The 25,797-nt window shown below is 65.1% G+C and carries 19 protein-coding genes and 4 tRNA genes; 3 read left to right on the plus strand and 20 right to left on the minus strand.

All coding sequences use genetic code 11. The features are described from left to right. Window positions 1-1,317: 1,317 nt before the first annotated feature. The 11 genes from SFA35_RS19095 to leuC all read right to left on the minus strand — a co-directional run bounded on the left by SFA35_RS19095 (window position 1,318) and on the right by leuC (window position 14,157). The gene (locus SFA35_RS19095) at window positions 1,318-1,977 is read right to left on the minus strand and encodes an SPOR domain-containing protein (protein ID WP_320572088.1); all 660 of its coding nucleotides are present in this window, start codon (window positions 1,975-1,977) and stop codon (window positions 1,318-1,320) included. Beyond that, complete coding sequence (gene folC / locus SFA35_RS19100) at window positions 1,961-3,268, minus strand: bifunctional tetrahydrofolate synthase/dihydrofolate synthase (protein ID WP_320579118.1); 1,308 nt, start codon at window positions 3,266-3,268, stop codon at window positions 1,961-1,963. The genes SFA35_RS19095 and folC overlap by 17 nt, the downstream gene beginning before the upstream one ends. Before the next feature lie 8 nt (window positions 3,269-3,276). Continuing rightward, window positions 3,277-4,197 (minus strand): acetyl-CoA carboxylase, carboxyltransferase subunit beta, encoded by a 921-nt coding sequence (gene accD, locus SFA35_RS19105; protein WP_320572089.1) that lies wholly within the window; start codon window positions 4,195-4,197, stop codon window positions 3,277-3,279. A gap of 87 nt (window positions 4,198-4,284) precedes the next feature. After that, window positions 4,285-4,908 carry a phosphoribosylanthranilate isomerase gene (locus tag SFA35_RS19110; RefSeq protein WP_320572090.1) on the minus strand — a complete coding sequence of 208 codons (624 nt, stop codon included), beginning with the start codon at window positions 4,906-4,908 and terminating at the stop codon, window positions 4,285-4,287. A 48-nt stretch (window positions 4,909-4,956) separates the two neighbouring features. Next, complete coding sequence (truA, locus tag SFA35_RS19115; RefSeq protein WP_320579120.1) at window positions 4,957-5,778, minus strand: tRNA pseudouridine(38-40) synthase TruA; 822 nt, start codon at window positions 5,776-5,778, stop codon at window positions 4,957-4,959. Window positions 5,779-5,918: 140 nt separating this feature from the next. Beyond that, complete coding sequence (locus SFA35_RS19120; protein WP_320572091.1) at window positions 5,919-8,498, minus strand: FimV/HubP family polar landmark protein; 2,580 nt, start codon at window positions 8,496-8,498, stop codon at window positions 5,919-5,921. A 110-nt stretch (window positions 8,499-8,608) separates the two neighbouring features. Then, window positions 8,609-9,613 (minus strand): aspartate-semialdehyde dehydrogenase, encoded by a 1,005-nt coding sequence (locus SFA35_RS19125; RefSeq protein WP_320572092.1) that lies wholly within the window; start codon window positions 9,611-9,613, stop codon window positions 8,609-8,611. Between the two features lie 139 nt (window positions 9,614-9,752). Further along, entirely contained in the window at window positions 9,753-10,865 is a 1,113-nt protein-coding gene (gene asd, locus SFA35_RS19130; protein WP_320572093.1) for an aspartate-semialdehyde dehydrogenase, read from the minus strand. A gap of 85 nt (window positions 10,866-10,950) precedes the next feature. Further along, entirely contained in the window at window positions 10,951-12,033 is a 1,083-nt protein-coding gene (gene leuB / locus SFA35_RS19135) for a 3-isopropylmalate dehydrogenase (RefSeq protein WP_320572094.1), read from the minus strand. A 37-nt stretch (window positions 12,034-12,070) separates the two neighbouring features. Further along, window positions 12,071-12,715 carry a 3-isopropylmalate dehydratase small subunit gene (gene leuD, locus SFA35_RS19140; RefSeq protein ID WP_320572095.1) on the minus strand — a complete coding sequence of 215 codons (645 nt, stop codon included), beginning with the start codon at window positions 12,713-12,715 and terminating at the stop codon, window positions 12,071-12,073. Next, window positions 12,712-14,157 carry a 3-isopropylmalate dehydratase large subunit gene (gene leuC, locus SFA35_RS19145; RefSeq protein ID WP_320572096.1) on the minus strand — a complete coding sequence of 482 codons (1,446 nt, stop codon included), beginning with the start codon at window positions 14,155-14,157 and terminating at the stop codon, window positions 12,712-12,714. The genes leuD and leuC overlap by 4 nt, the downstream gene beginning before the upstream one ends. A 177-nt stretch (window positions 14,158-14,334) precedes the next feature. On the opposite strand from leuC, the gene SFA35_RS19150 reads away from it, so the two are divergent. Together SFA35_RS19150 and SFA35_RS19155 are read left to right on the plus strand one after the other, a co-directional pair. Further along, window positions 14,335-15,219 carry a LysR family transcriptional regulator gene (locus SFA35_RS19150; protein WP_320572097.1) on the plus strand — a complete coding sequence of 295 codons (885 nt, stop codon included), beginning with the start codon at window positions 14,335-14,337 and terminating at the stop codon, window positions 15,217-15,219. 40 nt (window positions 15,220-15,259) lie between these two features. Further along, window positions 15,260-17,797, plus strand: a complete 2,538-nt coding sequence (locus SFA35_RS19155; protein WP_320572098.1) for an EAL domain-containing protein — start codon at window positions 15,260-15,262, stop codon at window positions 17,795-17,797. A 51-nt stretch (window positions 17,798-17,848) separates the two neighbouring features. Here SFA35_RS19155 and SFA35_RS19160 read toward each other — a convergent pair whose 3' ends face one another. The 9 genes from SFA35_RS19160 to uvrB all read right to left on the minus strand — a co-directional run bounded on the left by SFA35_RS19160 (window position 17,849) and on the right by uvrB (window position 24,276). After that, window positions 17,849-18,295 (minus strand): Hsp20 family protein, encoded by a 447-nt coding sequence (locus SFA35_RS19160; RefSeq protein ID WP_320572099.1) that lies wholly within the window; start codon window positions 18,293-18,295, stop codon window positions 17,849-17,851. 115 nt (window positions 18,296-18,410) lie between these two features. Beyond that, window positions 18,411-19,370 (minus strand): tRNA-dihydrouridine synthase, encoded by a 960-nt coding sequence (locus tag SFA35_RS19165; protein ID WP_320572100.1) that lies wholly within the window; start codon window positions 19,368-19,370, stop codon window positions 18,411-18,413. Window positions 19,371-19,418: 48 nt separating this feature from the next. Further along, window positions 19,419-19,859, minus strand: a complete 441-nt coding sequence (locus SFA35_RS19170) for a thioesterase family protein (RefSeq protein ID WP_320572101.1) — start codon at window positions 19,857-19,859, stop codon at window positions 19,419-19,421. Window positions 19,860-19,967: 108 nt separating this feature from the next. Further along, window positions 19,968-20,043 (minus strand) — tRNA-Glu (locus SFA35_RS19175). A gap of 44 nt (window positions 20,044-20,087) precedes the next feature. After that, a tRNA-Ala gene (locus SFA35_RS19180) sits at window positions 20,088-20,163 on the minus strand. A gap of 53 nt (window positions 20,164-20,216) precedes the next feature. Next, window positions 20,217-20,292 (minus strand) — tRNA-Glu (locus tag SFA35_RS19185). 71 nt (window positions 20,293-20,363) lie between these two features. Next, window positions 20,364-20,439, minus strand: a tRNA-Ala gene (locus tag SFA35_RS19190). 141 nt (window positions 20,440-20,580) lie between these two features. Then, window positions 20,581-22,062 carry a glutamate--tRNA ligase gene (gene gltX, locus SFA35_RS19195; protein WP_320572102.1) on the minus strand — a complete coding sequence of 494 codons (1,482 nt, stop codon included), beginning with the start codon at window positions 22,060-22,062 and terminating at the stop codon, window positions 20,581-20,583. Window positions 22,063-22,260: 198 nt separating this feature from the next. After that, window positions 22,261-24,276 carry an excinuclease ABC subunit UvrB gene (gene uvrB / locus SFA35_RS19200; protein WP_320572103.1) on the minus strand — a complete coding sequence of 672 codons (2,016 nt, stop codon included), beginning with the start codon at window positions 24,274-24,276 and terminating at the stop codon, window positions 22,261-22,263. Window positions 24,277-24,550: 274 nt separating this feature from the next. Here uvrB and SFA35_RS19205 point away from each other — a divergent pair, with 274 nt between their 5' ends. Further along, window positions 24,551-25,747: an amino acid aminotransferase gene (locus SFA35_RS19205; RefSeq protein WP_320572104.1), complete on the plus strand. Its 1,197-nt coding sequence runs from the start codon at window positions 24,551-24,553 to the stop codon at window positions 25,745-25,747. Window positions 25,748-25,797 lie beyond the last annotated feature (50 nt).

The following is a 25,797-nucleotide window of genomic DNA, read 5'->3' on the forward strand; positions in this document are numbered from 1 at the left end:
CGACGATAGACCGCCAGGCACCAAGCGGTCATAGGTGATGCATCTGGATGCATGCGCCCGAAACAAATGTGGGAGCGCGCGAAGCCCGCGATAGGCCGCGCGGGCGGCCGGTGGTGGCCGTGATTGCATCCCAGGTCAGACCCTGGATCTGATCAAAGATCAAACCGGCCTGCGGCCTCTCGGGGGCTTTGCCCCCTCCCACATCACAGGCGCAACACGCCACGACGTGGGAGGGGCATGGCCCCGAGAGGCCGCCAGGCCGGTGTGATCTTCCGAGCGCCTGGCGAAATGTCCAATATGGCCACCACCGGCCGCGCGATAGGCCGTGATTGCATTCCAGGTCAGGCCCTGGATCTGATCAAAGATCAAACCGGCCTGCGGCCTCTCGGGGGCTTTGCCCCCTCCCACATCACAGGCGCAACACGCCACGACGTGGGAGGGGCATGGCCCCGAGAGGCCGCCAGGCCGGTGTGATCTTCCGAGCGCCTGGCGAAATGTCCAATATGGCCACCACCGGCCGCGCGTGCGGCCTGTCGCGGGCTTCGCGCGCTCCTACGGCTGTTTTGAACGTGCCGTTCCAGCGGCATCACCGATGACCGCTTTTGATCTTCGGGGCGTTCATCGGTGATGGCCTCTGAATGCTTACGCCCGAAACAAGCGTTGGAGCGCGCGAAGCCCGCGATAGGCCGTGATTGCATTCCAGGTCAGGCCCTGGACCTGATCGAAGATCAAACCGGCCTGCGGCCTCTCGGGGGCTTTGCCCCCTCCCACATCACAGGCGCAACACGCCACGACGTGGGAGGGGCATGGCCCCGAGAGGCCGCCAGGCCGGTGTGATCTTCCGAGCGCCTGGCGAAATGTCCAATATGGCCACCACCGGTCGCGCGATAGGCCGTGATTGCATTCCAAGTCAGGCCCTGGATCTGATCGAAGATCAAACCGGCCTGCGGCCTCTCGGGGGCTTTGCCCCCTCCCACATCACAGGCGCAACACGCCACGACGTGGGAGGGGCATGGCCCCGAGAGGCCGCCAGGCCGGTGTGATCTTCCGAGCGCCTGGCGAAATGTCCAATATGGCCACCACCGGTCGCGCGTGCGGCCTGTCGCGGGCTTCGCGCGCTCCTACGTCTGTTTTGAACGTGCCGTTCCAGCGGCATCACCTATGACCGCTTTTGATCTTCGGGGCGTTCATCGGTGATGGCCGCTGGATGCATACGCCCGAAATAATCGTAGGAGCGCGCGAAGCCCGCGATAGGCCGTGATTGCATTCCAGGTCAGGCCCTGGATCTGATCGAAGATCAAATCGGCCTGCGAGTTTTCAGCCGCGCTCGGGCTCGAAGCGCACCAGGATGCCTTTGAGGTTCTGCTGGCGGGCGATGACGTCGCGCACCCGCTCGGCTTCGGCGCGTTCGACCAGTGGACCGACGAACACTCGGTTCTTGCCATCGGCTGAACGTACATAGGCGTTATAGCCCTGGCTGCGCAGGGTTTTCTGCAGGCTGTCGGCGCTGGCGCGGCTGCCGAGGCTGGCCAGCTGGATCGACCAGCTGATCGGCAAGCCGTTGGTATCGATCTTGGCTGCGGTGTCCGGTTTGGCCGGGGCACTGGCCACGGCGGCCGGCTTGGCTGGAGCCTGCGCGGGCTGGGTGGCGGCCGTGGCCGGCTTGGCCGCCGGTTTGCTGGCCGCCACTGGCGCTGCGGGAATGGCCTTGATCGGCGCCGACGGCGCTTGCGGCGTTTCGTCGGGCTGCTCCTCGATCACCGGCTGCTCGGCCACCGGCTGCTGCTGCGGCACTGCCACCGGGTCGATCTTGACCTCGGGCACCACCGGCGCCTGCGGGGCGGCGGGGGCATCGACGCGCACCTGGCGCAACTCGTCTTCGCGGGAGAACAGCATCGGTAAAAAGATCACCGCCAGGGCGATCAGTACCAGCGCGCCCACCATCCGCTGTTTGAAGACGTTATCCAGCAAAGCCATTGGCCGCATCCTCCGGGGCGTGCCGCGCCATCCATTCGAGGGCCTCGGCGACGCTGTAAAATGATCCGAATACGAGAATTTCGTCCTCGGCGTCCGCCTGCACGCACTGCGCCTGCAGTGCGGCGGCGACGCTGCCATAGGACGCCACCAGGGCGCCAAGGTTCTGCAAGGTCTGCTGCAACTCTGTTACAGGACGTGAGCGTGGCGTCGGCAAGGGCGCCACCGCCCAGCTCTGGATGGCGGGCAGCAGCGGCGCGATCACCCCGTGCAGGTCCTTGTCGGCCAACAGGCCGAACACCGCCAGACGCTTGCCGGCCAGCGGCTGGGTGGCCAGGCGGCGGGCCAGGTACTCGGCGGCGTGGGCGTTGTGGCCAACGTCCAGCAGCAGGTGGATGTCACGCCCTTGCCATTGCACCCGGCGACGGTCCAGGCGCCCGGTCACGCGGGTCTGCTTGAGGGCCCAGGCGATACGCCCGGCATCGCGCGGCAGATCCATCAGGACGAACGCTTGCAGCGCCAGTGCGGCGTTTTCCATGGGCAGGTCGAGCAGCGGCAAGGACAGCAGCTCCACCGCCTCGCCCTGGTTGTCTACGCCACGCCACGACCAGTCATCGCTGCCGATCTGCAGGTCGTACTGCTGGCCACGGCCGTAGAACGGGCACCCGAGCTCGGCGACCTTGTCCAGCAGCGGCTGCGGTGGCAAAGGATCGCCGCACAGCGCCGGACGGCCGGCACGCAAGATCCCGGCCTTTTCCACGGCCACCGATTCACGGGTGTTGCCCAGCCATTCGGCATGATCCAGCCCAATGCTGGTGACCAGCGACAGGTCGGCGTCGATCAGGTTGACCGCATCCAGTCGCCCGCCCAGCCCCACTTCGAGGACCACGGCATCCAGGCCACTGCGCTCGAACAACCAGAACGCCGCCAGGGTGCCCATCTCGAAGTAGGTCAGGGAGATGTCGCCACGGGCCGCTTCAACGGCGCTGAAGGCTTCGCACAACTCGGCGTCGCTGACCTCGCGGCCCTCGATCTGCACGCGCTCGTTGTAGCGCAGCAGGTGCGGCGAGCTGTACACGCCAACCTTGAGCTCGCGGTCGGCAAGCAAGGCGGCGAGAAAGGCGCAGGTCGAACCCTTGCCGTTGGTGCCGGTCACGGTGATGACCCGTGCCGCCGGCCGGCCAAGGCCAAGCCGTGCGGCGACCTGCTGCGAGCGTTCCAGCCCCATGTCGATGGCCGACGGGTGCAGTTGCTCAAGGTAGGCCAGCCACTCGCCCAGGCTGCGTTCGGCCATGCGCTGGGTCATACCGTGGCAGGCGCCGGCGGAATGACCAGCGGTTCGACCGGTTTGGCGACGAAGCTCGGCGTCGGCAGGCCCATCATCTGTGCCAGCAGGCTGCCCAGGCGCGGACGCAGTTCCTGACGCGAGACGATCATGTCGATGGCGCCGTGGTCGAGCAGGAACTCGCTGCGCTGGAAGCCTTCCGGCAGTTTTTCGCGCACGGTCTGCTCGATGACCCGCGGGCCGGCAAAGCCGATCAGCGCCTTGGGTTCAGCGACGATGACGTCCCCGAGCATGGCCAGGCTGGCGGACACGCCACCGTAGACCGGGTCGGTCAGTACCGAGATGAACGGCAGGCCTTCTTCGCGCAGCCGCGCCAGCACGGCCGAAGTCTTGGCCATCTGCATCAGCGAGATCAGCGCTTCCTGCATGCGCGCACCGCCGGAAGCGGCGAAGCAGATCATCGGGCAGCGGTTTTCCAGGGCGTAGTTGGCCGCGCGCACGAAGCGCTCGCCGACGATGGCGCCCATCGAGCCACCCATGAACGAGAACTCGAACGCGCTGGCCACCACCGGCATGCCCAGCAGGGTGCCGCTCATGGAGATCAGCGCGTCTTTTTCACCGGTCTGCTTCTGGGCGGCGGTGAGGCGATCCTTGTACTTCTTGCCGTCACGAAATTTCAGGCGATCGACCGGCTCAAGGTCAGCGCCCAGCTCGGCACGGCCTTCTTCATCGAGGAAGATATCCAGGCGCGCGCGGGCACCGATGCGCATGTGATGGTTGCACTTGGGGCAGACGTCGAGGGTCTTTTCCAGCTCCGGCCGATACAGCACGGCCTCACAGTTCGGACATTTGTGCCAGAGGCCTTCAGGCACCGAGCTTTTCTTGACCTCGGAACGCATGATCGAAGGGATCAGTTTGTCTACCAACCAGTTGCTCATGCTGTTTTTCTCCAGTACCGGCAAATCGAATTCATATCATGGGTGAAGCGAACGTTAGTGGACGGTTCGCAGGCGAGCGCCGTCACATCAACCGGCGGCGCGAACCGCGGCCATGAACGCCTCTATCTTGTGTGGGTCCTTGATGCCCTTGGCCTCCTCTACCCCGCCGCTGACGTCTACGGCGTAGGGGCGTACCCGGGCGATTGCCTCGCCGACGTTGGCGGCCGACAGGCCACCGGCGAGGATGATCGGCCGGCTCAGGTGCGCCGGCACCAGTGACCAGTCGAACGCCGCGCCGGTGCCCCCGGGCAGGCCGGGGACGAAGGTGTCGAGCAGGATGCCACGGGCGCTGGCGTAGCGCTGGCATTGCGCCTCCAGGTCATCACCGGGGCGCACGCGCAGGGCCTTGATGTAGGGCCGCCCATAGCGGCTGCACTGCTCAGGGCTTTCGTCGCCGTGAAATTGCAGCAGGTCCAGCGGCACGGCCTGGAGAATCTCCTCGAGCTCACAGGCGCTGGCGTCGACGAACAGGCCCACGCTGGTCACGAACGGCGGCAGCGCAGCGCAGATGGCCCGCGCCTGCTGCACGTCGACGGCCCGCGGGCTCTTGCCGTAGAACACCAGGCCGATGGCATCGGCTCCCGCCTCGGCGGCAGCCAGAGCATCCTCAATGCGCGTAATACCGCAGATTTTGCTGCGAACGGCGGACATGTCGTTGGGACCTCGGCAGGGGCATCAAACCCCGGATAGTAGCAAAAACTACTCGGGCAGGTCGAATCCGGTCAAAAAGTGTGGACCGATGTAGCGCTGCGGCAGTTCAAACTCGTCGCGGTACTCGACCTGCACCAGGTACAACCCGAACGGGTGCGCGGTGACCCCGCCGGTCCGCCGGATGCGGCTCTCCAGCACCTCACGCGCCCACTGCGGCTCGCGCTCGCCGGCGCCGATGGTCATCAGCACGCCGGCGATGTTGCGCACCATGTGATGCAGGAAGGCGTTGGCGCGGATGTCGAGCACGATCATCTTGCCGTGCTGGCTGACCCGCAGATGGTGAACCTGCTTGACCGGCGACTTGGCCTGGCACTGGCCGGCGCGAAAAGCACTGAAATCATGGGTGCCGACCAGGTGCGCCGCGGCCTCGGCCATGTGGGCGACGTTCAGCGGGCGATGGTTCCAGGTGATTTCCTCGCCCAGGTGCGCGGGGCGGATCTGATCGTTGTAGATCACGTAGCGATAGCGCCGGGCGATGGCCTTGAAGCGCGCATGAAAGTGCGCCGGCATCTCCCGGGCCCAGCTGACGCTGACGTCGTGGGGCAGGTTGATATTGGCGCCCATGACCCAGGCTTTCATGCTGCGCACGGCCTGGGTGTCGAAGTGCACCACCTGGCCGCAGGCGTGGACACCGGCATCGGTGCGCCCGGCACAGAGCAGCGACACCGGCGCATCGGCGACCTTCGACAGGGCGTTTTCAAGGGTTTCCTGCACGGTGAGCACGCCGCTGGCCTGGCGCTGCCAACCGCGGTAGCGCGAGCCTTTGTATTCCACGCCCAGGGCGATGCGGGAAAAGCCCGCAGCGGCCATTTCAGCCGCCGCGGTGTCGTCGAATGTGTTCAAGAAGGTGTTGCCTGTCGATTGCAGCGAGGGCGCGCATTATAGCGGGATGGGCAGGCGATGTGGGAGTTGGGGAGCGACGTGGCCACCCCCCGGCTCTGGGTCGACGATCAGGCCAGGCGGCCGATCATCTCCTGTGCTTCCGCTTGCTGCTTGGCGTTACCCTCGCGCAGCACCTCTTCGAGGATGTCGCGGGCGCCTTCGGTGTCGGCCATTTCGATGTAGGCACGCGCCAGATCGAGCTTGGTGGCGGCTTCGTCGGCACCGGAGAGAAAGTCGAAGTCTTCTTCGTTGTCCAGCGAGGCCAGTTCTTCCGGGCTCGGTGGCTTGGCGAAAGGTTCCACCGGGCGACCGAGGCTCTCGGACAGGCGATCGAGCTCGGCGCTGACCCGCGCATGATCGGCTGCGGGTGGCTGCGGCTCGGGGTCGTCGGCCAAGGCCAGGTCGAAGTCGTCGGGCAGGTCAAGATCGTCCACCTCCTCGGCCGCCGGCTTGGGCTCGGGCACATCGAGGTCGAAGTCGCTGAGGTCCTGGTGATCGACTTCGGCGGGCTTGGCGGCCTGCTGCTCGGCGAGCATGGACTCGAAGTCCAGGTCGTTGTCGAAATCACTCGGTTTGCGATCTTCGCCCTGGCTCTCGAAGTCGTCCAGGCTCAGGTCGAAATCGCTGTCGAAGGTGTCGTCGATCGGGTCGGCGGCGCCCGGCTCGTCGTTCAGCAGATCCTTGACGTAGTCGGCGTCCATCTGCGCGGCCACGGCGGCCGCCCCGGCGGTGGCTGCGGCGATGCCGAGCATGGCCGGGAAGCGGTTCTTCAGGGCCTCGACGTCGGCGTGGTTCTGGCCGTTGGCGACCAGCATGCGTTCCTGGCCGATGAAGCCGTCGCGATCGCCCTGGCGGCCGTAGACTTCCATCAGCTTGAGGCGCAGGTCGCTGCGCTTGGGCTCGCGGTCGATGGCGCCTTCCAGCAGCTCGGCGGCGCGGTTGAGGCGGCCGAGGGTGATCGACTGTTCAACCTCGGGCAGTACGTCGACCGGCTCGTCGGCGCTGGGCTTGAGCGGTGGCGTCGGAATGACGGTCTGCGGAGGCGGTGCGGCGAAGCTCACCGGCGTGTGGTTGGCGGCTGCCGCCGCCGCAGCGGCAGCGGCGGCGGCCGAGGCGGCAACCACAGCCGGCGCCAGGTGCACGTTCGGACCCGGACGCTCCAGACCGTCGAAGCTGCCCTCCGGCGCCTCGAAATCCTGGTGCGGGTATTCGGCCTCTTCAGCGAGCGCGCGGGCCATGCGCGTGTGCTTTTCGGCTTCGAGCTGCGCCTTGCGCCGGCGCGCCAGCAGCAACAGCAGGAGCAGTACCACCAACAGGCCGCCGCCGGCGATCAGGCCGAACAACAGCGGGTTGGCCAGCAGTTTGTCGGTGTCGCTGCGGGTGTCGAGCGGCGGCTGGCTGGCCTCCAGGGGCTTGTCGGCTGGCGCTGCCTGCGGCGTCGCGGCGTCCGGGTTGGCCGCCGGGGTCGGGGTGGGCGCCAGCTGGGCGTTGATCGGCGCGTTGGCGGCGGGGGCCGCGCTGCCGTCAGCGGCCGCAGGGGGCGCGGAGGTCGCCGGGGCTGCCGCGCCGCCGGCCGGTGTGGCCGCGGCCGGTGCCGCTGCAGCAGCTTCGAGACGCGCCAGCTGGTCGTTCTTGAGCTTGAGAATCTGCTGGATCTTGTCCAGCTGGCTCTGCAGGTCGGCGTTGCGGCTTTGCAGCTCCTCGTTGGCGCGCTTGGTGGTGTCGAGGCTTTCCTGGGTGGTGGCCAGCTTATCGCTCAGCGCGCGGGCGTCACCGGCGCGGCCTTTGCCGGCCTTGCCGTTGCTGCTGCCGGAGACCAGGCTGAGCTTGTCGGCCGGTTGCACCGGCGCCGGTGCCGGGCTGCCAGCGCCGCGCCGGGTGGCGTCGACCTGCTGGGCGCGCGGGCCGAGGCGCCGGCCCTCGCGCCAGGCGGCGTTCTGCCGGGCCACTTCGGCCACCGCCTGGTTCTGCGGCAAGGCAGTGCTTTGCTGTGGATCGGGCAGGCGCAGGACCTGGCCGGTCTTGATCAGGTTGATGTTGCCATCGATGAAGGCATCGGGGTTCAGCGCCTGGATGGCCAGCATGTTCTGCTGCACGCTGGCGCCCTTGCCAACCTTCTGCGCGATGTCCCACAGGGTGTCGCGCGGCGTAGTGGTGTACTGGCCGCTGGTTGTGGTGGGTGCGCTGACGGCTGGGGTCGGCAGGTTCTGCGCCGCCTGGGTGGCCGCCTGGGCTGCCTGCGGCGAGAACTTGGTGGGGTCGAGCAGCATGCTGTAGTCACGCAGCTGGCGCCCGCTCGGCCAATTGACCTGAACGAGGAACTTGACCAGCGGCTCGCTGACCGGCTTGCTCGAGGTGATATGAATCACGCTGCGCCCGTTGGGGTTGATCACCGGGGTGAAGGTCAGGTCGTCGAGAAACGCCGGGCGCGGGATGCCGGCCTTGCTGAAGTCGGCGGCCGGCGCCAGCGCAGGCTTGATGTCGGTGGCACTCAGGTCGCGCACATCGAGCAGCTCGATATCGGCCGAAAGCGGCTGGTTCGCGCTGGAGCGCAGGGTCAGTTCCCCCAGGCCCAGTGCATGCGCCATACCGGAGGACAGCGCCGTAGCGGCGGCAATTGCTAACACCAGCTTGCGAACTTGAACCATGACCTCATCCTTTGTTTGAACATTCCTCGGCTAGCGAGAACAAGCCAGCGCAACGACCAGCGTAGCTGCGCCAAGCTAGAATCGTTATGCAAATTGCACCCAAGTATCTTTTACACAAGGTCTTTTATCAACAACTCGGCGATCTGCACAGCATTCAGTGCACCGCCCTTGCGCGCGTTGTCGAGCGTCGCCCACAGGTTCAACTGGTGATCGTCGTCGATACCGCGGCGCACGCGACCGACATACACCACGTCCTGGCCCACTGCGTCGCCCACGGCAGTCGGGTAATCGCCGGCCTCCACGCGCTCGATCGCCGGCATGGCGTCGAGCTGGCGCTGCACGGCAGCCAGGTCGATCTTGGCGCCGCATTGCAGCGAGATACTGAAACTGTCGCCGAAAAACACCGGCACCTGCAGGCAAGTCACGGAAATTTTGAGTAAAGGCGCACCGAGCAATTCGCGCAACTCCGCCACCAGGCGCCGTTCCAGGCTGCCGTGGCCCTGCTCGTCGGACTTGCCGACCTCGGCCAACACGTTGAAGGCCATCTGCCTATCGAAGAAACGCGGTTCGAGCGGACGCACGTTGAGCAGCTCGGCGGTCTGCCGGGCCAGCTCGGTGACCGCCTCGCGGCCCTGGGCCGAAACGGCCAGGCAGGCCGTGACATCGACGCGCTCGAGCTTGAGCTGCTGATGCAGCGGCGCGAGGATCACCGCCAGGGCAATCGCCGCAGAGCTCGGGCTGGCAACCTGCAGAGGCGCCTTGAGCGCGGCGAGCGCCAGGGCATTGGCCTCGGGAACGATGTTCGGCGCAACGTCCAGGCCGGCGGCCAGGTCGATCACCGCGCAACCGGCCTTGCTTGCGCGGGGCGCGAAACTGCGGGTCACGCCCGGCCCTGCGGCGAAGAACGCCAGGCGCACTTTGGCGAAGTCGAACGCGTCGACCTCGCGAACCCGCACGTTCTTGCCGCGAAACGCTACCGAATGCCCTGCCGATTCGCTGCTGGCCAGCAGGTACAGCTCGCCGACGGGAAAATCGCGCTCTTCGAGAATTTGCACCAGCGTCTCGCCAAGGGTGCCGGTGGCGCCGATCACGGCGATGTCGAAGGTCTGGGTCATGGTGAGGGTCCTGTGGCGTGAAGGGGCGCACTTTAGCGGTTTTTTCGGCTGTGCGCGCATATCTGGCTTGCCGGCGCGAAACCGAAAAAAAACCCGCGCTTTTCGCAAGGCGCGGGTCTGTTTTGCAGCTTTCAAGCGATCAACGTTCCAGCAGGATCCGCAGCATGCGTCGCAGCGGTTCGGCCGCGCCCCACAGCAGCTGGTCGCCGACAGTGAAGGCGCCCAGGTACTGCGGGCCCATGTTGAGCTTGCGCAGGCGCCCGACCGGGATGTTCAGGGTGCCGGTGACCTGGGTCGGCGACAGCTCCTGCATGCTGATTTCACGGTTGTTGGGCACCAGCTTCACCCAGGGATTGTGCTGGCTGATCATGCCTTCGATGTCGGCCAAAGGCACGTCCCTGTTCAGCTTGATGGTCAGCGCCTGGCTGTGGCAGCGCATGGCGCCGATGCGCACGCAGATGCCGTCGACCGGGATCGGGTTGCCGAAGCGCCCGAGGATCTTGTTGGTCTCGGCCTGGGCCTTCCACTCTTCGCGGCTCTGGCCGTTGGGCAGTTCCTTGTCGATCCACGGGATCAGGCTGCCGGCCAGCGGCACGCCGAAGTTCTCGGTCGGGTAGGCGTCGCTGCGCATGGCCTCGGCCACCTTGCGGTCGATGTCGAGGATCGCGCTGGCCGGGTCGGCGAGTTCGCCGGCAACGGCGGCGTGGGTCGCGCCCATCTGCTTGATCAGCTCGCGCATGTTCTGCGCACCGGCGCCCGAGGCCGCCTGGTAGGTCATGGCGCTCATCCACTCCACCAGGCCGGCTTCGAACAGCCCGCCCAGGCCCATCAGCATGAGGCTGACGGTGCAGTTGCCGCCGATGAAGTTGCGCGTACCGGCGTCCAGCTGCTGGTCGATGACCTTGCGGTTGACCGGGTCGAGTACGATGACCGCGTCGTCCTGCATGCGCAGGCTCGAGGCGGCGTCGATCCAGTAGCCGTTCCAGCCGGCTTCACGCAGCTTGGGGAAGACTTCGCTGGTGTAGTCGCCGCCCTGGCAGGTGAGGATGACGTCCAGGCTCTTCAGCTCTTCAATGCTGTAGGCGTCTTTCAGGGAAGCGACGTCCTTGCCCACGACCGGGCCTTGCCCGCCGACATTGGAGGTGGTGAAAAACACCGGTTCGATAAGGTCGAAGTCCTGCTCTTCCAGCATCCGCTGCATGAGCACGGAGCCGACCATACCGCGCCAACCGATCAGACCAACACGTTTCATGTGCTACACCTTTACAGATAAAGTGGTCCGCCATTCGCGACCCATGCCTGACGGCGGGCCCTGCAACTGCGGCGGACCCAAGAGATTACAGATTCCGCAGCGCGGCGACTACTGCATCACCCATTTGCCGGGTACCGACCCGGGTGTTGCCCTCGGACCAGATGTCGCCAGTGCGCAGCCCCTGGTCGAGGACCAGACTCACGGCTTTTTCGATGGCTTCGGCCGCAGCGGCCTGGTCGAGGCTGTAGCGCAGCATCATCGACACCGAGAGGATGGTCGCCAACGGGTTGGCGATGCCCTGCCCGGCGATGTCCGGCGCCGAGCCGTGGCATGGCTCGTACATGCCCTTGTTGTCGGCGTCCAGCGAGGCGGAAGGCAGCATGCCAATGGAACCGGTGAGCATGGAAGCCTCATCCGACAAAATGTCGCCGAACATGTTGTCGGTGACGATCACGTCGAACTGCTTGGGCGCGCGCACCAGCTGCATGGCGGCGTTGTCGACGTACATGTGCGACAGCTCGATGTCCGGGTAGTCCTTGGCCACCTCTTCCACCACTTCACGCCACAGCTGGCTGGACGCAAGCACGTTGGCCTTGTCCACCGAGCACAGCTTCTTGCCGCGCACGCGGGCCATGTCGAAGCCGACGCGGGCGATGCGGCGGATCTCGCTTTCACTGTACGGCAGGGTGTCGTAGGCCTGGCGCTCGCCGTTGTCCAGCTCGCGGGTGCCGCGCGGGGCGCCGAAGTAGATGCCGCCGGTCAGCTCGCGAACGATGAGGATGTCCAGGCCGGCAACCACCTCGGGCTTGAGCGAGGAGGCGTCAGCCAATTGCGGGTAGAGGATGGCCGGACGCAGGTTGGCGAACAGCCCCAGTTGCGAGCGGATTTTCAGCAGGCCGCGTTCCGGGCGAATGTCGCGCTCGATCCTGTCCCACTTCGGCCCGCCCACGGCGCCCAGCAACACCGCGTCTGCGGCACGGGCACGGGCCAGGGTCTCGTCGGCCAGCGGCACGCCATGCTGGTCGATGGCCGCGCCGCCGATCACGTCATGGGCAAGCGTGAGCCCCAGCTGGTACTTGTCGTTGGCCAGTTCCAGCACCTTGACCGCTTCGGCCATGATTTCCGGACCGATGCCGTCGCCTGGGAGAATCAGAATCTGCTTGCTCATGGGGTATCCGTATTCGTTCGTTGAATGGTGTTTGGGATCAGGCGTCGCGGAACAGCCACGGCTGCGCAGCCCGATGCTTGCCCTCGAACGCCGCGATCGCATCGCCGTCCTGCAGGGTCAGGCCGATGTCGTCGAGGCCGTTGAGCAGGCAGTGTTTGCGGAACTCGTCGATCTCGAACGAATAGGTCTTGCCGTCCGGACGGGTCACGGTCTGGGCGGCGAGGTCGACGCTCAGCTGGTAGCCCGGTTCTGCTTCAGCCTGCTTGAACAGTTCGTCGACTTCGGCGTCGCCGAGGATGATTGGCAACAGACCGTTCTTGAAGCTGTTGTTGAAGAAGATGTCGGCATAGCTCGGCGCAATGATGGTGCGAAAACCGTATTCCTCGAGGGCCCACGGCGCGTGCTCGCGGCTGGAGCCGCAGCCGAAGTTTTCCCGGGCCAGCAGCACGCTGGCGCCCTGGTAACGCGGGAAGTTGAGGACGAAATCCTGGTTCAACGGGCGCCGCGAGTTGTCCTGGTAGGGCTGGCCCACGTCCAGGTAACGCCACTCGTCGAACAGGTTCGGGCCAAAGCCGGTGCGCTTGATCGACTTGAGAAACTGCTTGGGGATGATCTGGTCGGTGTCGACGTTGGCCCGGTCGAGCGGCGCGACCAGGCCGGTGTGCTGGGTGAAAGCTCTCATGCTGCGCTCCCTTGGCTGATGACGGGGCTCAATTGGCGAACGTCGATGAAACGACCGGTAACGGCGGCGGCGGCCGCCATGGCCGGGCTCACCAGGTGGGTGCGGCCACCGGCGCCCTGGCGGCCTTCGAAGTTGCGGTTGGAAGTCGACGCGCAGTGCTCGCCCGATTCCAGGCGGTCAGGGTTCATCGCCAGGCACATCGAGCAGCCCGGTTCACGCCACTCGAAGCCGGCTTCGAGGAATACCTTGTCCAGGCCTTCCTGCTCGGCCTGGGCCTTGACCAGGCCCGAGCCCGGCACCACGATGGCCTGCTTGATGGTGGCGGCGACCTTGCGGCCCTTGGCCACGGCGGCGGCGGCGCGCAGGTCTTCGATGCGCGAGTTGGTGCACGAGCCGATGAACACGCGGTCGAGCTGGATATCGGTGATCGCCTGGTTGGCCGTGAGGCCCATGTATTTCAGCGCCCGTTCGATCGAGCCACGCTTGACCAGGTCGGCTTCCTGGGCCGGGTCCGGCACCTTCTGGTCCACGGCCAGAACCATTTCCGGCGAGGTGCCCCAGCTGACCTGCGGCTTGATCTGTGCGGCATCCAGGCGCACCACGGTGTCGAACACGGCGTCGGCGTCGGAGACCAGGTCTTTCCAGGCCTCGACCGCCTTGGCCCAGTCTTGGCCCTTGGGCGCGAACGGCCGGCCTTCGACGTAGGCGACGGTCTTCTCGTCGGCGGCCACCAGGCCGACCCGAGCACCGGCTTCGATGGACATGTTGCAGATGGTCATGCGGCCTTCGATGGACAGGTCGCGGATGGCGCTGCCGGCGAACTCGATGGCATGGCCGTTGCCGCCGGCGGTGCCGATCTTGCCGATGACTGCAAGCACGATGTCCTTGGCGGTGACGCCGGCCGGCAACTGGCCCTCGACCAGCACCTGCATGTTTTTCATTTTCTTGGCCACAAGGCATTGGGTGGCCAGCACGTGCTCGACTTCCGAGGTACCGATACCGTGGGCCAGGGCACCGAAGGCGCCGTGGGTCGAGGTGTGCGAGTCGCCGCAGACCACGGTCATGCCCGGCAGGGTGGCGCCCTGCTCCGGGCTGATGACGTGGACGATGCCCTGGCGCACGTCGTTCATCTTGAATTCGGTGATGCCGTATTCGTCGCAGTTGTCGTCGAGGGTCTGTACCTGAATGCGGGAGACCTGGTCGGCGATGGCCTCGATGCCGCCCTTGCGTTCCGGCGTGGTCGGCACGTTGTGGTCGGGGGTGGCGATGTTGGCGTCGATGCGCCACGGTTTACGACCGGCCAGGCGCAGGCCTTCGAAGGCTTGCGGCGAGGTCACCTCGTGGATGATGTGGCGATCGATGTAGATCAGCGCCGAGCCATCGTCGCGCTGCTTGACCAAATGCGAATCCCAGAGCTTGTCGTAAAGCGTTTTGCCGGCCATCAGACTTTCCTCATCAGCGTGCTTCGATGCATTTTTTCATGCATGTTCCGGTGCCAATAACCGCTTGGCTTGTGGGGATGATAGTAAAAGCTTAGATTGGATAACTCAAATTCATCTTTTTTATGCTTTGGATAACTTTCAGGAATCCGGGCACGAACTCAGCTGGAACGCATGACCATGGACCTGGCCAACCTCAACGCCTTCATTGCCATCGCCGAAACGGGCAGCTTCTCCAACGCCGGCGAGCGCCTGCACCTGACCCAACCGGCGGTGAGCAAACGCATCGCCGGGCTCGAACAGCAACTCAACGTACGCCTGTTCGACCGTCTGGGTCGAGAGATCAACCTGACCGAAGCCGGCCGTGCGCTGCTGCCGCGCGCCTATCAGATTCTCAATGTGCTGGACGACACCCGCCGGGCGCTGACCAACCTTTCGGGCGAAGTGACCGGGCGTCTGACCCTGGCGACCAGCCATCACATCGGCCTGCATCGCCTGCCGCCGGTGCTGCGCGCCTTCACCCGGCTCTACCCGGCAGTGGCGCTGGACATCCAGTTTCTCGATTCAGAGGTGGCCTACGAGGAGATCCTCCATGGCCGCGCGGAACTGGCGGTCATCACCCTGGCCCCTGAGCCGCACGCGCTGGTGCGCGCGGTGCCGGTGTGGGACGACCCGCTGGACTTCGTGGTGGCCCCTGAACATGCGCTGGCGCGCAATCCCGGGGTGAGCCTGGCCGACATCGCCCGCCACCCGGCGGTGTTTCCCGGCGGCAACACCTTCACCCACCACATTGTCCAGCGCCTGTTCGAGGCCCAGGGCCTGACGCCGAACATCGCCATGAGCACCAATTACCTGGAAACCATCAAGATGATGGTGTCGATCGGCCTCGCATGGAGTGTGCTGCCACGTACTATGCTCGATGAGCAGGTCGCACGCGTTGCCTTGCCGGGCATCCAGCTGAGCCGCGAGCTAGGCTATATCCTGCACACCGAAAGGACGCTGTCGAACGCAGCAAGGGCATTCATGGCCCTGCTGGACGCCCAACCCGGCGGCCGGCAAGCCTGAAGCAAGGCTGCAGGGAAGCCACTCAGCACAGGTCTGGTCCATGCCCTACTCCGCTAGCCGTCCAGCCCTGCCGCGCATCCAGGCCGGCGACCCGCACGAATCCGAGCAGGCCTGGGGCAATGCCCCGCAGCTGCTCGCCGCGCTCAACGCTGCGCACCTGGGGGCCTGGCGCTGGCGCATCGACGAAGGCACCATCAACTGGTCGCGGCGCACCCAGGCGTTGTTCGGTTTCGACCCCGACCAGCCCCTGGCGGGGGACATCGACTACCTCGACCTGCTCCCCGCCGAGGACCGTCAACGCACCATCCATGCATTCCAGGCCGTGCTGCGCGGCGAACCGCAAGCCCAGGCCATGCGCCACCGCATCCGTTGGCCGGACGGCACCCTGCACTGGCTTGAGATCAACGGCAGCCTGATCCACGACAGCGACGGACGCCCGCAGATGCTCGGCGTGGTGCGCGAGGTCACCCGCCAGCGTGATCGCGAACTGGCCTTGCTGCATTCGGAAAAACGTTTTGCCACGCTGTTTCACCTGAGCCCCAACATCGTCGTGCTGACCCGGCGCAGTGACGGCATGATCGTGGAGGTCAACAAGGCCTTCGAAAACCTGTTCGGCTGGCCCGCCGCGCAGATCGTCAACCGCACCACCGCCGAGCTCAACCTGTGGCTGGACGAAAGCCAGCGCCAGCGCATCCTCGACGCCCTGCAGGACAGCAACGACCCCTACACCCAGGAGCTGTCCGTGCGCACCGCCACCGGCCGCGTGGTGCACGGCCTGCTGGCCACGCAGAACATCGAGATGCAGGGCTGTGCCTATCTATTGAGCACCTTCACGTTGAGCACCTTCAACGACAGCTCGCAGCAGCAGCGTGCCGAGGCGGCACTGAAGGCCAGCGAGGAGAAATTCGCCAAGGCCTTCCACTCCAGCCCCGACGCCATCGTCATCACCGAGCGGCGCAGCGGCCTCTACCTGGAGGTCAACCAGGGCTTCACCCGGCTGACCGGCTACGCCCCCGAGGAGGTGCTGGGACGCACGGTCAGCGACATCGACATCTGGCCCGACGCCGCCCAGCGCAGCCAGCTGCTGCGCGACCTGCAGGACGATGGCCGGGTGGTGCTGCGCGAGATGCTCGGGCGCAACAAGCGCGGCGACATCCTGACCATGGAGGTGTCGGTGGAGCCGATCAACCTGGACGACACCGCCTGCCTGCTGATCACCGCGCGGGACATCAGCCAGCTGAAGAACGCCCAGGCGCAGATTCGCCACCTGGCCTACCACGACTCGTTGACCAACCTGCCCAACCGCGCTCTGCTGATGGAGCGCCTGAGCCAGCAGATCAGCCTGCTCAAGCGCCAGGAGCAGCGCGGCGCCCTGCTGTTTCTCGACCTCGACCACTTCAAGCACATCAACGATTCGCTGGGCCATCCGGTGGGCGACGCCGTGCTGAAAATCATCACCGCGCGGCTCGAAGCCAGCGTGCGCCTGGAAGACCTGGTGGCGCGTCTGGGCGGCGACGAGTTCGTGGTGCTGCTGACAGGTCTGCTCGGCAGCCGCGAGGAGGTCGCCGCACAGGTGCAGGACGCCGCCGACACCCTGCGCGAGCTGCTCGCCGCGCCCATGGCGCTGGACGGTAATCGCCTGCAGGTGACCCCGAGCATCGGCGTGGCGCTGATACCCGATCACGGCCAGACCCCGGCGGACCTGCTCAAGCGTGCCGACATCGCCCTGTACCGGGCCAAGGACGCCGGGCGCAACGCCACCCAGCTGTACCAGCACAGCATGCAGAAGGCCGCCAGCGAACGCCTGCAGATGGAAAACGACCTGCGCCTGGCATTGGCCCGGGGCGAGTTGAGCCTGCATTACCAGCCTCAGGTCGACGCCCGCGAAGACCGCATCGTCGGCGCCGAGGCGCTGCTGCGCTGGCACCACCCGCTGCTGGGCCAGCAGTCGCCGGGGCAGTTCATCCAGATTCTGGAAGAGAGCGGCATGATCCTGGAAGTCGGCAGCTGGGTGCTCGACGAGGCCTGTGCCGCCTGCGCGCAGTTGATCGGTGACGGTTTGGTCGACCGCGACACCTTCAGCCTGTGCGTGAACATCAGCCCGCGGCAGTTTCGCCAGGCCGATTTCGTCGAACGGGTCGCGCGCAGCCTGGCCCAGCACCAATTGCCGTGCCGCTTGCTCAAGCTGGAGATAACCGAAGGGCTGGTGATCCAGAACGTCGAGGACACCATCGGCAAAATGCGCGCCCTAAAGGACCTCGGGGTGAGCTTTGCCATGGACGACTTCGGCACTGGCTATTCGTCGCTGACCTACCTCAAGCGCCTGCCGGTGGATGCGCTGAAGATCGATCAGTCGTTCGTGCGCGATGCCACCCACGACCCTAATGACGCCGAGATCATCCGCGCTATCGTCGCCATGGCGCGCAGCCTTGACCTAGTGGTGATTGCCGAGGGGGTGGAGCAGTCCGAGCAGCTGGATTTCCTGCAGCGCCTGGGCTGCCATCTGTATCAGGGTTACCTGCACAGCCGGCCGATGCCGCTGGGGTTGTTTCGCCAGCTGTTGGTGGAGGAAAGGTAACGCCAATGAAAAAAGAGCGCCACCTGGGCGCCCTTTTTTCCAGCAGAAAACTTACTGCAACACAGGCTGCTGCACGCCGCCGATCGGGATGCGCTTGGCTTTGGCCTCTTCCGGCACCAGACGCAGCAGGTCGATGTTGAGCAGGCCGTTGCTCAGGGCCGCGCCCTTGACTTCGATGTGGTCGGCCAGGCGGAACGACAGTTTGAACGCACGCTGGGCAATGCCCTGATGCAGGTAGGTGACGCTGTCGGTCTTGGCTTCGCGCTTGCCACCGGTTACGGTCAACACGCCCTTCTCGACCTGCAGCTCGAGGTCGGCTTCCTGGAAGCCGGCGGCGGCCACAACGATGCGGTACTGATCATCGCCGTGTTTTTCCACGTTGTAGGGTGGGTAGCTGCTGGCCGATTCATTGCGGGCGGCCGATTCGAACAGGTCGTTGAAGCGGTCGAAGCCGACGGAATGACGGAACAGCGGTGCCAGGGAAAATGCGGTGGTCATGGTGTGACTCCTGAAAGTTTCAGCAAGGTTTTATCTCCGCGACCCGACTTCGGCATCGCGTACAAAAGAGATAGGGACCTTCAGAAAATCTTCAAGAGTGGCCACGAAAAAATTTTCAGGCGGCTTGCGGCTGACCCAGGCCGACCAATTCACCGACCCGGGCGCAATCCGTTTCGCGCCGCAGCTGGGTGAACAGCTGCACTGCCTCGGGGTAGCTGCGGGTCAGCATGGCTACCCATTGCTTGAGGCGCCCGGGTGCCTGGCGCGGGGTCATGCTCGCTTCGGCCTGGCGCCAGAAGTCCTGGATCAGGGGCAACAGCTCGGCCCAGGTCATCTCCACCACCTCTTCGCCGGCGCGCGCTGCGGCGATCTGCCGGGCCAGGTCGGGGCGCGAGACCAGGCCGCGGCCGAGCATGATGTCCTCGGCACCGCTGATCTCGCGGCAGCGTCGCCAGTCGTCGACAGTCCAGATCTCGCCATTGGCGAACACCGGCACCTTGACCACTTCCTGCACCCGCGCCACCCATTCCCAATGCGCCGGCGGCTTGTAGCCTTCGACCTTGGTGCGCGCATGCACGACGATCTGCTGGGCGCCGCCACCGGCCAGGGCGCGGGCGCAATCGAGGGCGACGTCGGGGCTGTCGAAGCCCAGGCGCATCTTCGCCGTGACCGGAATCTCGGCCGGCACCGCGCGGCGCACCGCTTCAAGAATGCGATAGAGCAGCTCGGGCTCCTTGAGCAGCACCGCGCCACCGCGCGACTTGTTCACGGTCTTGGCCGGGCAGCCGAAGTTGAGGTCGATCACCGGCGCGCCCAGGGTGCAGGCGAATGCCGCGTTCTCGGCGAGGCAGCCAGGATCCGAGCCCAGCAATTGCACGCGCAGGGGTACGCCGGCAGCGGTGCGAGCGCCCTGCTTCAATTCCGGGGCGAAGCCATGGTAATAACTGGCCGGCAGCAGGCGCTCGGTGACCCGGATGAACTCGGTGACGCACCAGTCGATACCGCTGACGCGGGTCAGCACATCGCGCAGGATATCGTCGACCAGGCCTTCCATGGGCGCGAGGGCAATTTGCATGGGGAAGAATCTCGGCTTGCGGTGAAAAAAAGGGCGCCGACGTATGGCTCAGCCAGTCGTTGGCGAAATCGCCTGGCCGTAGCCGTCGATGAATTCGGCGGGCATGCGCTTGGGCCGGCCGCTGGACAGTTCGATGCAGACGAACGTGGTCTGGGCGCGCAGCAGCGTGGTGCCGTCGCCGGGGCGAATCAACTGGAAGCGCCGGGTCATGCGCAGACGCTGGTCCCAGTCGACGATCCAGGTGCCCATGTGCAACTCGTCGCCCTCGTAGGCTGCCGCCAGGTAGTCTATTTCATGACGAACCACAGCCATGGCGCGATCCAGCCGCCGGTACTCGGCCAGGTCCAGCCCCAGGCGCTGGCTATGGCGCCAGGCGCAACGTTCAAGCCAGGTGACGTAGACGGCGTTGTTGGCATGGCCGAGCCCGTCGATATCGTCGGGGCCCACCTGCAGGTCGAGGGTGAAAGGCGTTGCGCGGTCCCAGTTCATGCCGCAGGCACTCCCCATACAGGTATCGAGCTTTTGCTGGAGCAGAAAAAACAAAAGGCTCATTCAACTAAGCGAATGAGCCTTGAAATCCCGCAGAGCGGGTAAAAGTGGCGTCCCCTAGGGGACTCGAACCCCTGTTACCGCCGTGAAAGGGCGGTGTCCTAGGCCACTAGACGAAGGGGACGCAAAACCTTCGAGCCGATCCGCCTGAAGCGAACCGTGGCAAATTGGTGGAGCTAAACGGGATCGAACCGTTGACCTCTTGCATGCCATGCAAGCGCTCTCCCAGCTGAGCTATAGCCCCGAATTTATCGCCCTGCGGCGGGATGGAAACTTCACTTTCCATCTCTGTGCAACTGGCGTCCCCTAGGGGACTCGAACCCCTGTTACCGCCGTGAAAGGGCGGTGTCCTAGGCCACTAGACGAAGGGGACAGACCTTCTACCATTTGATCAGTCTGGATCTGATCTGCTTGAAGTCAAACCGCAACTTCAAGCTTGGAAATTGGTGGAGCTAAACGGGATCGAACCGTTGACCTCTTGCATGCCATGCAAGCGCTCTCCCAGCTGAGCTATAGCCCCAAACAGTGTGTTGCTGTGTGGACGGGGCGCATATTAAGACTGCTCCCCTGCCCTGTCAAATCTATTTTCGATTTTTTTTGATTTTTTTTATCGCAATAACAGGGGGTTAGCAGCAACCCCCGGTTTTGTTGGGCGAGAGGATCAGGCAATTGCCCCCAACAGCTTCTCCCATTCCTTGTTCTCTTTCTTCGACACGCCGCCCAGCAGGTCGAGTGCCTGGCGCAGGCGGAAGCGCGTCAGGTCCGGCCCGAGGATTTCCATGGCATCGAGCACCGACACCGAGCTGGCCTGCCCGGTGATGGAGGCGAACATCAGCGGCATGGCGTCGCGCAGCTTGAGCCCCAGCGACTCGACTACCGCCTGGATGGTCGCGGTGATGGCGTCCTTCTCCCAGTGGCGCAGGGCCTCGAGCTTCCACAGAATCAGCTGCATCAACTGCCTGACCTGGTCGCCGGAAAGCTTCTTGTGTTCGAACAGGGCGATGTCCGGGTGCACACTACCGGCGAAGAAGAATCCGCCCAGGGGAGCGATCTGGCTGAAGGTTTCCACGCGGCCCTGCACATGCGGGGCGATCTTCATCAGGTAGTCGGGGTTGAACGCCCACTTCTGCACCCGTGCGGCGAACTCCGCTACCGGCAGCTCGCGCAGCCATTGGCCATTGAGCCAGGACAGTTTCTCGATGTCGAAGATCGGCCCACCCAGGGAGACCCGGGACAGGTCGAAGTGTTCAACCATCTCGGCCAGGGAGAACTTCTCGCGTTCATCGGGCATCGACCAGCCCATGCGCCCCAGGTAGTTGAGCATCGCCTCGGGCATGAAGCCCATGCGCTCGTAGAAGGTCACCGAGGTCGGGTTCTTGCGCTTGGAGAGTTTGCTCTTGTCCGGATTGCGCAGCAGCGGCATGTAGCACAGCTGCGGCTGTTCCCAGCCAAAATATTCGTACAGCTTCATCAGCTTGGGCGCCGACGGCAGCCATTCTTCGCCGCGCAGCACGTGGGTGATGCCCATCAGGTGGTCGTCGACCACGTTGGCAAGGAAGTAGGTCGGCAGGCCGTCGGTCTTCATCAGCACCTGCATGTCCATGCGGTCCCACGGGATCTCGACGTCGCCACGCAGCAGGTCCGGCACCACGCACACGCCTTCGGTCGGCACTTTCATGCGGATCACGTGGGGCTCGCCGGCGGCCAGGCGGCGCTGCACTTCCTCGGCAGGCAGCAGCAGCGCGCGACCGTCGTAACGCGGGGTCTCACCGCGAGCCATCTGCTCGGCGCGCATCTGGTCGAGTTCTTCGGCAGTGCAGAAGCACGGGAAGGCATGGCCGAGATCGACCAGCTGCTGGGCGTACCTCTTGTAGATCTCGCCCCGCTCGCTCTGCCGGTACGGGCCGTGCGGCCCGCCAACGTCCGGGCCTTCGCTCCATTCGATGCCGAGCCAACGCAGGGCGTCGAAGATCTGCTGTTCGGACTCGCGGGTGGAGCGCAGTTGGTCGGTGTCTTCGATGCGCAGGATGAACTCGCCGCCGTGCTGTTTGGCGAAGCAGTAGTTGAACAGGGCGATATAGGCCGTGCCGACGTGAGGGTCACCCGTGGGCGAAGGCGCGATGCGAGTACGAACGGTGGTCATTGCAGGGTCTCGAGCAGGTGTAGATGCAAACGGCGATGGTAACAGGGTGCGCGGGGGCGGCTCCAGTTTCTCCAGATGCGTGCGCACCGTGGGAAGGGGCCAAGCCCAAGAGCTATTGATCCCCCTCAAGCTCAGGCCGGCCTTGCGGCCTCTCGGGGGCTACGCCCCCTCCCACAGGGGGTCGCCATTTCGATGAAACTACACCTTCAACAACCGCTCGCGCAGCTTGCCGATTTCGTCGCGCATCTGCGCGGCAGCTTCGAACTCCAGGTCGCGGGCCAGTTGGTACATCTTTTCTTCCAGTTGGCGAATGCGCTTGTTGATCTCGCTCGGCGAGCGCAGTTCGGCCTCGTACTTGGCGTTCTCTTCGGCGGCCTTGGCCATGCCCTTGCGCTTCTTGCTGCGCGAACCCGGCACAGTGGCACCTTCCATGATGTCGGCGACGTCCTTGATCACCCCTTTGGGGGTGATGCCATGCTCCAGGTTGAAGTTGATCTGCTTCTCGCGGCGGCGCTCGGTCTCGCTGATCGCCCGCTCCATCGAGCCGGTCATGCGGTCGGCGTAGAGAATGGCGCGACCGTTGAGGTTGCGCGCGGCGCGGCCGATGGTCTGGATCATCGAGCGCTCCGAGCGCAGGAAGCCCTCCTTGTCGGCGTCGAGAATCGCCACCAGCGACACTTCGGGCATGTCCAGGCCCTCGCGCAGCAGGTTGATGCCCACCAGCACGTCAAAGGTCCCCAGGCGCAGGTCGCGGATGATTTCCACCCGTTCCACGGTGTCGATGTCCGAGTGCAGGTAGCGTACCCGCACGTCATGGTCGGCCAGGTAATCGGTCAGGTCTTCGGCCATGCGCTTGGTCAGGGTGGTGACCAGCACACGCTCGTCGATGCCGACGTTCTTCTTGATCTCCGACAGCAGATCGTCGACCTGGGTCAGTGCCGGACGTATTTCTACCTGCGGGTCGACCAGGCCGGTGGGGCGCACCACCATTTCGATGATCCGCCCGGCGTGCTCGGCCTCGTAGTTGCCCGGCGTCGCCGAGACGAAGATGGTCTGCGGGCTGACCGCCTCCCATTCGTCGAAGCGCATCGGCCGGTTGTCCAGCGCCGAGGGCAGGCGGAAACCGTATTCCACCAGGGTTTCCTTGCGCGAGCGGTCGCCTTTATACATGGCGCCGACCTGCGGCACGCTGACGTGGGACTCGTCGATGATCAGCAACGCGTCGGGCGGCAGGTAATCATAGAGCGTTGGCGGCGGCGCGCCGGCCGGGCGCCCGGAGAGGTAGCGCGAGTAGTTTTCGATGCCGTTGCAGTAGCCCAGTTCGAGGATCATCTCCAGGTCGAACCGGGTGCGCTGCTCCAGGCGCTGGGCTTCCACCAGTTTATTGCTGTCGCGCAGGTAGGTCAGGCGCTGCTGCAGCTCTTCCTTGATGCCTTCGATGGCCCCCAGCAGAGTCTCGCGTGGCGTCACGTAGTGGCTCTTGGGGTAGAAGGTGAAGCGCGGCAGCTTGCGGATGACCTCGCCGGTCAGCGGGTCGAAGGCGGCGATGTTCTCCACTTCGTCGTCGAACAGCTCGATGCGGATGGCCTCCAGGTCCGATTCGGCGGGGAATACGTCGATCACGTCGCCGCGCACGCGAAACGTGGCGCGGGCGAAGTCCATCTCGTTGCGGGTGTATTGCAGGTCGGCCAGGCGGCGCAGCAGGGCGCGCTGGTCGAGTTTGTCGCCGCGGTCCACGTGCAGGACCATCTTCAGGTAGGTTTCCGGGCTGCCCAGGCCGTAGATGCACGACACCGTGGTGACGATGATGGCGTCCTTGCGCTCCAGCAAGGCCTTGGTCGCCGACAGGCGCATCTGTTCGATGTGGTCGTTGATCGAGGCGTCCTTCTCGATGAAGGTGTCCGACGACGGCACGTAGGCTTCCGGCTGGTAGTAGTCGTAATAGGAAACGAAATACTCCACGGCATTGTTCGGGAAGAATGCCTTGAATTCGCCGTACAACTGCGCGGCCAGCGTCTTGTTCGGCGCCAGCACCAAGGTCGGGCGCTGCACCTGGGCGATCACGTTGGCAATGGAGAAGGTCTTGCCCGAGCCGGTCACTCCGAGCAGGGTCTGGTGGGCCAGGCCGGCCTCGATGCCTTCGACCATCTGACGAATGGCCTCGGGCTGATCGCCGGCAGGCTCGAAGCGCGTGACTAGCTGGAATTCGGACATGGCGGGGCCTCGAGGTGCGGTACTGTATCTTTATACATATAAGGGTTGGCTAGCCATGTTTCAAGGCGTGACGGCAAACGCTGACCAATGCAACTAGCCTGATCGGTGGAACGCGGGTCGTAAAAAAACCCGGTGAAACCAAGTGCAACCTGTCGCCGTGTCAGGCAACTGTCTCTATACTGACTCCCCGTTTGTGCACCGCTCCAGTGCATCGGAATGGAGCGGTGGCCGCCTTGCATAACTCCAACCGTCACTCCAACAGAGCCGCGCAAAAATGAGCTTGTTCTCCGCTGTCCAATTGGCACCCCGCGATCCTATCCTGGGCCTCAACGAAGCATTCAACGCCGACCCACGGGCCACCAAGGTCAACTTGGGCGTAGGCGTGTACTGCAACGAAGAGGGGCGAATTCCCCTGCTGCGTGCCGTGGTCCAAGCCGAAACCCAGCGCGTGGCCCAGCATGCCGCTCGCGGCTACCTGCCGATCGATGGCATCGTCGCCTACGACCAGGCGGTGCAGAAACTGCTGTTCGGCGCCGAGTCGCCACTCCTGGTCAACGGCCAGGTAGTCACTGCGCAAGCCGTTGGCGGCACCGGCGCCCTGAAGATCGGCGCCGACTTTCTCAAGCAGCTCAACCCCGACGCCGTCGTCGCCATCAGCGATCCGAGCTGGGAAAACCACCGCGCCCTGTTCGAAACGGCCGGCTTCGAAGTGCGCAACTATCGCTACTATGATGCGACCAGCCACGACGTGAACCGTTCCGGCATGCTCGAAGACCTCGACGCCCTGCCCGCCGGCGCCATTGTCGTGCTGCACGCCTGCTGCCACAACCCGACCGGCGTCGACCTGACCCCAGCCGACTGGGCCAGGGTGCTGGAAACCGTCAAGGCCAAGGGCCTGGTGCCCTTCCTCGACATGGCCTACCAGGGTTTCGGCGCCGGCATCCACGAAGACGCCGCCGCTGTACGCCTGTTCGCCGAGTCGGGCCTGAGCTTCTTCGTCTCCAGCTCGTTCTCCAAGTCCTTCTCGCTGTACGGCGAGCGGGTCGGTGCGCTGTCCATCGTCACCCAGTCGCGCGAAGAAGCCGGTCGCGTGCTGTCCCAGGTCAAACGCGTGATCCGCACCAACTACTCCAACCCGCCGACCCACGGTGCCACCATCGTTGCCAGCGTGCTCAACAGCCCCGAGCTGCGCGCCCAGTGGGAAGCCGAGCTGGGCGAGATGCGCCAGCGCATCCGCGGCATGCGCGAGCAGATGGTCGCCGACCTCGCCGCCCAGGCACCCGACCACGACTTCAGTTTCGTCGCCCGGCAGAACGGCATGTTCTCCTACTCCGGCCTGAGCGTGGAGCAGGTCGGCCGCCTGCGCAGCGAGTTCGGCATCTACGCGCTGGACACCGGGCGCATCTGTGTGGCGGCGCTGAACCAGAACAACATCGAGCAGGTGGTCAAGGCTATCGTTGCGGTGCTGTGACCGCAGTGGCTGACGTGGCCTGCGGTCGCGTCAGCCACTGCTTGACTTTG

It is taken from the genome of Pseudomonas sp. HR96, from assembly GCF_034059295.1.
Classification (GTDB): Bacteria; Pseudomonadota; Gammaproteobacteria; order Pseudomonadales; family Pseudomonadaceae; genus Aquipseudomonas.

Bases quoted from the DNA above. Each gene is read 5' to 3' on its own strand.
- SFA35_RS19095 (WP_320572088.1), bottom strand. From the start codon at position 1,977: ATGGCTTTGCTGGATAACGTCTTCAAACAGCGGATGGTGGGCGCGCTG.
- folC (WP_320579118.1), bottom strand. From the start codon at position 3,268: ATGGCCGAACGCAGCCTGGGCGAGTGGCTGGCCTACCTTGAGCAACTG.
- accD (WP_320572089.1), bottom strand. From the start codon at position 4,197: ATGAGCAACTGGTTGGTAGACAAACTGATCCCTTCGATCATGCGTTCC.
- SFA35_RS19110 (WP_320572090.1), bottom strand. From the start codon at position 4,908: ATGTCCGCCGTTCGCAGCAAAATCTGCGGTATTACGCGCATTGAGGAT.
- truA (WP_320579120.1), bottom strand. From the start codon at position 5,778: ATGGCCGCTGCGGGCTTTTCCCGCATCGCCCTGGGCGTGGAATACAAA.
- SFA35_RS19120 (WP_320572091.1), bottom strand. From the start codon at position 8,498: ATGGTTCAAGTTCGCAAGCTGGTGTTAGCAATTGCCGCCGCTACGGCG.
- SFA35_RS19125 (WP_320572092.1), bottom strand. From the start codon at position 9,613: ATGACCCAGACCTTCGACATCGCCGTGATCGGCGCCACCGGCACCCTT.
- asd (WP_320572093.1), bottom strand. From the start codon at position 10,865: ATGAAACGTGTTGGTCTGATCGGTTGGCGCGGTATGGTCGGCTCCGTG.
- leuB (WP_320572094.1), bottom strand. From the start codon at position 12,033: ATGAGCAAGCAGATTCTGATTCTCCCAGGCGACGGCATCGGTCCGGAA.
- leuD (WP_320572095.1), bottom strand. From the start codon at position 12,715: ATGAGAGCTTTCACCCAGCACACCGGCCTGGTCGCGCCGCTCGACCGG.
- leuC (WP_320572096.1), bottom strand. From the start codon at position 14,157: ATGGCCGGCAAAACGCTTTACGACAAGCTCTGGGATTCGCATTTGGTC.
- SFA35_RS19150 (WP_320572097.1), top strand. From the start codon at position 14,335: ATGGACCTGGCCAACCTCAACGCCTTCATTGCCATCGCCGAAACGGGC.
- SFA35_RS19155 (WP_320572098.1), top strand. From the start codon at position 15,260: ATGCCCTACTCCGCTAGCCGTCCAGCCCTGCCGCGCATCCAGGCCGGC.
- SFA35_RS19160 (WP_320572099.1), bottom strand. From the start codon at position 18,295: ATGACCACCGCATTTTCCCTGGCACCGCTGTTCCGTCATTCCGTCGGC.
- SFA35_RS19165 (WP_320572100.1), bottom strand. From the start codon at position 19,370: ATGCAAATTGCCCTCGCGCCCATGGAAGGCCTGGTCGACGATATCCTG.
- SFA35_RS19170 (WP_320572101.1), bottom strand. From the start codon at position 19,859: ATGAACTGGGACCGCGCAACGCCTTTCACCCTCGACCTGCAGGTGGGC.
- gltX (WP_320572102.1), bottom strand. From the start codon at position 22,062: ATGACCACCGTTCGTACTCGCATCGCGCCTTCGCCCACGGGTGACCCT.
- uvrB (WP_320572103.1), bottom strand. From the start codon at position 24,276: ATGTCCGAATTCCAGCTAGTCACGCGCTTCGAGCCTGCCGGCGATCAG.
- SFA35_RS19205 (WP_320572104.1), top strand. From the start codon at position 24,551: ATGAGCTTGTTCTCCGCTGTCCAATTGGCACCCCGCGATCCTATCCTG.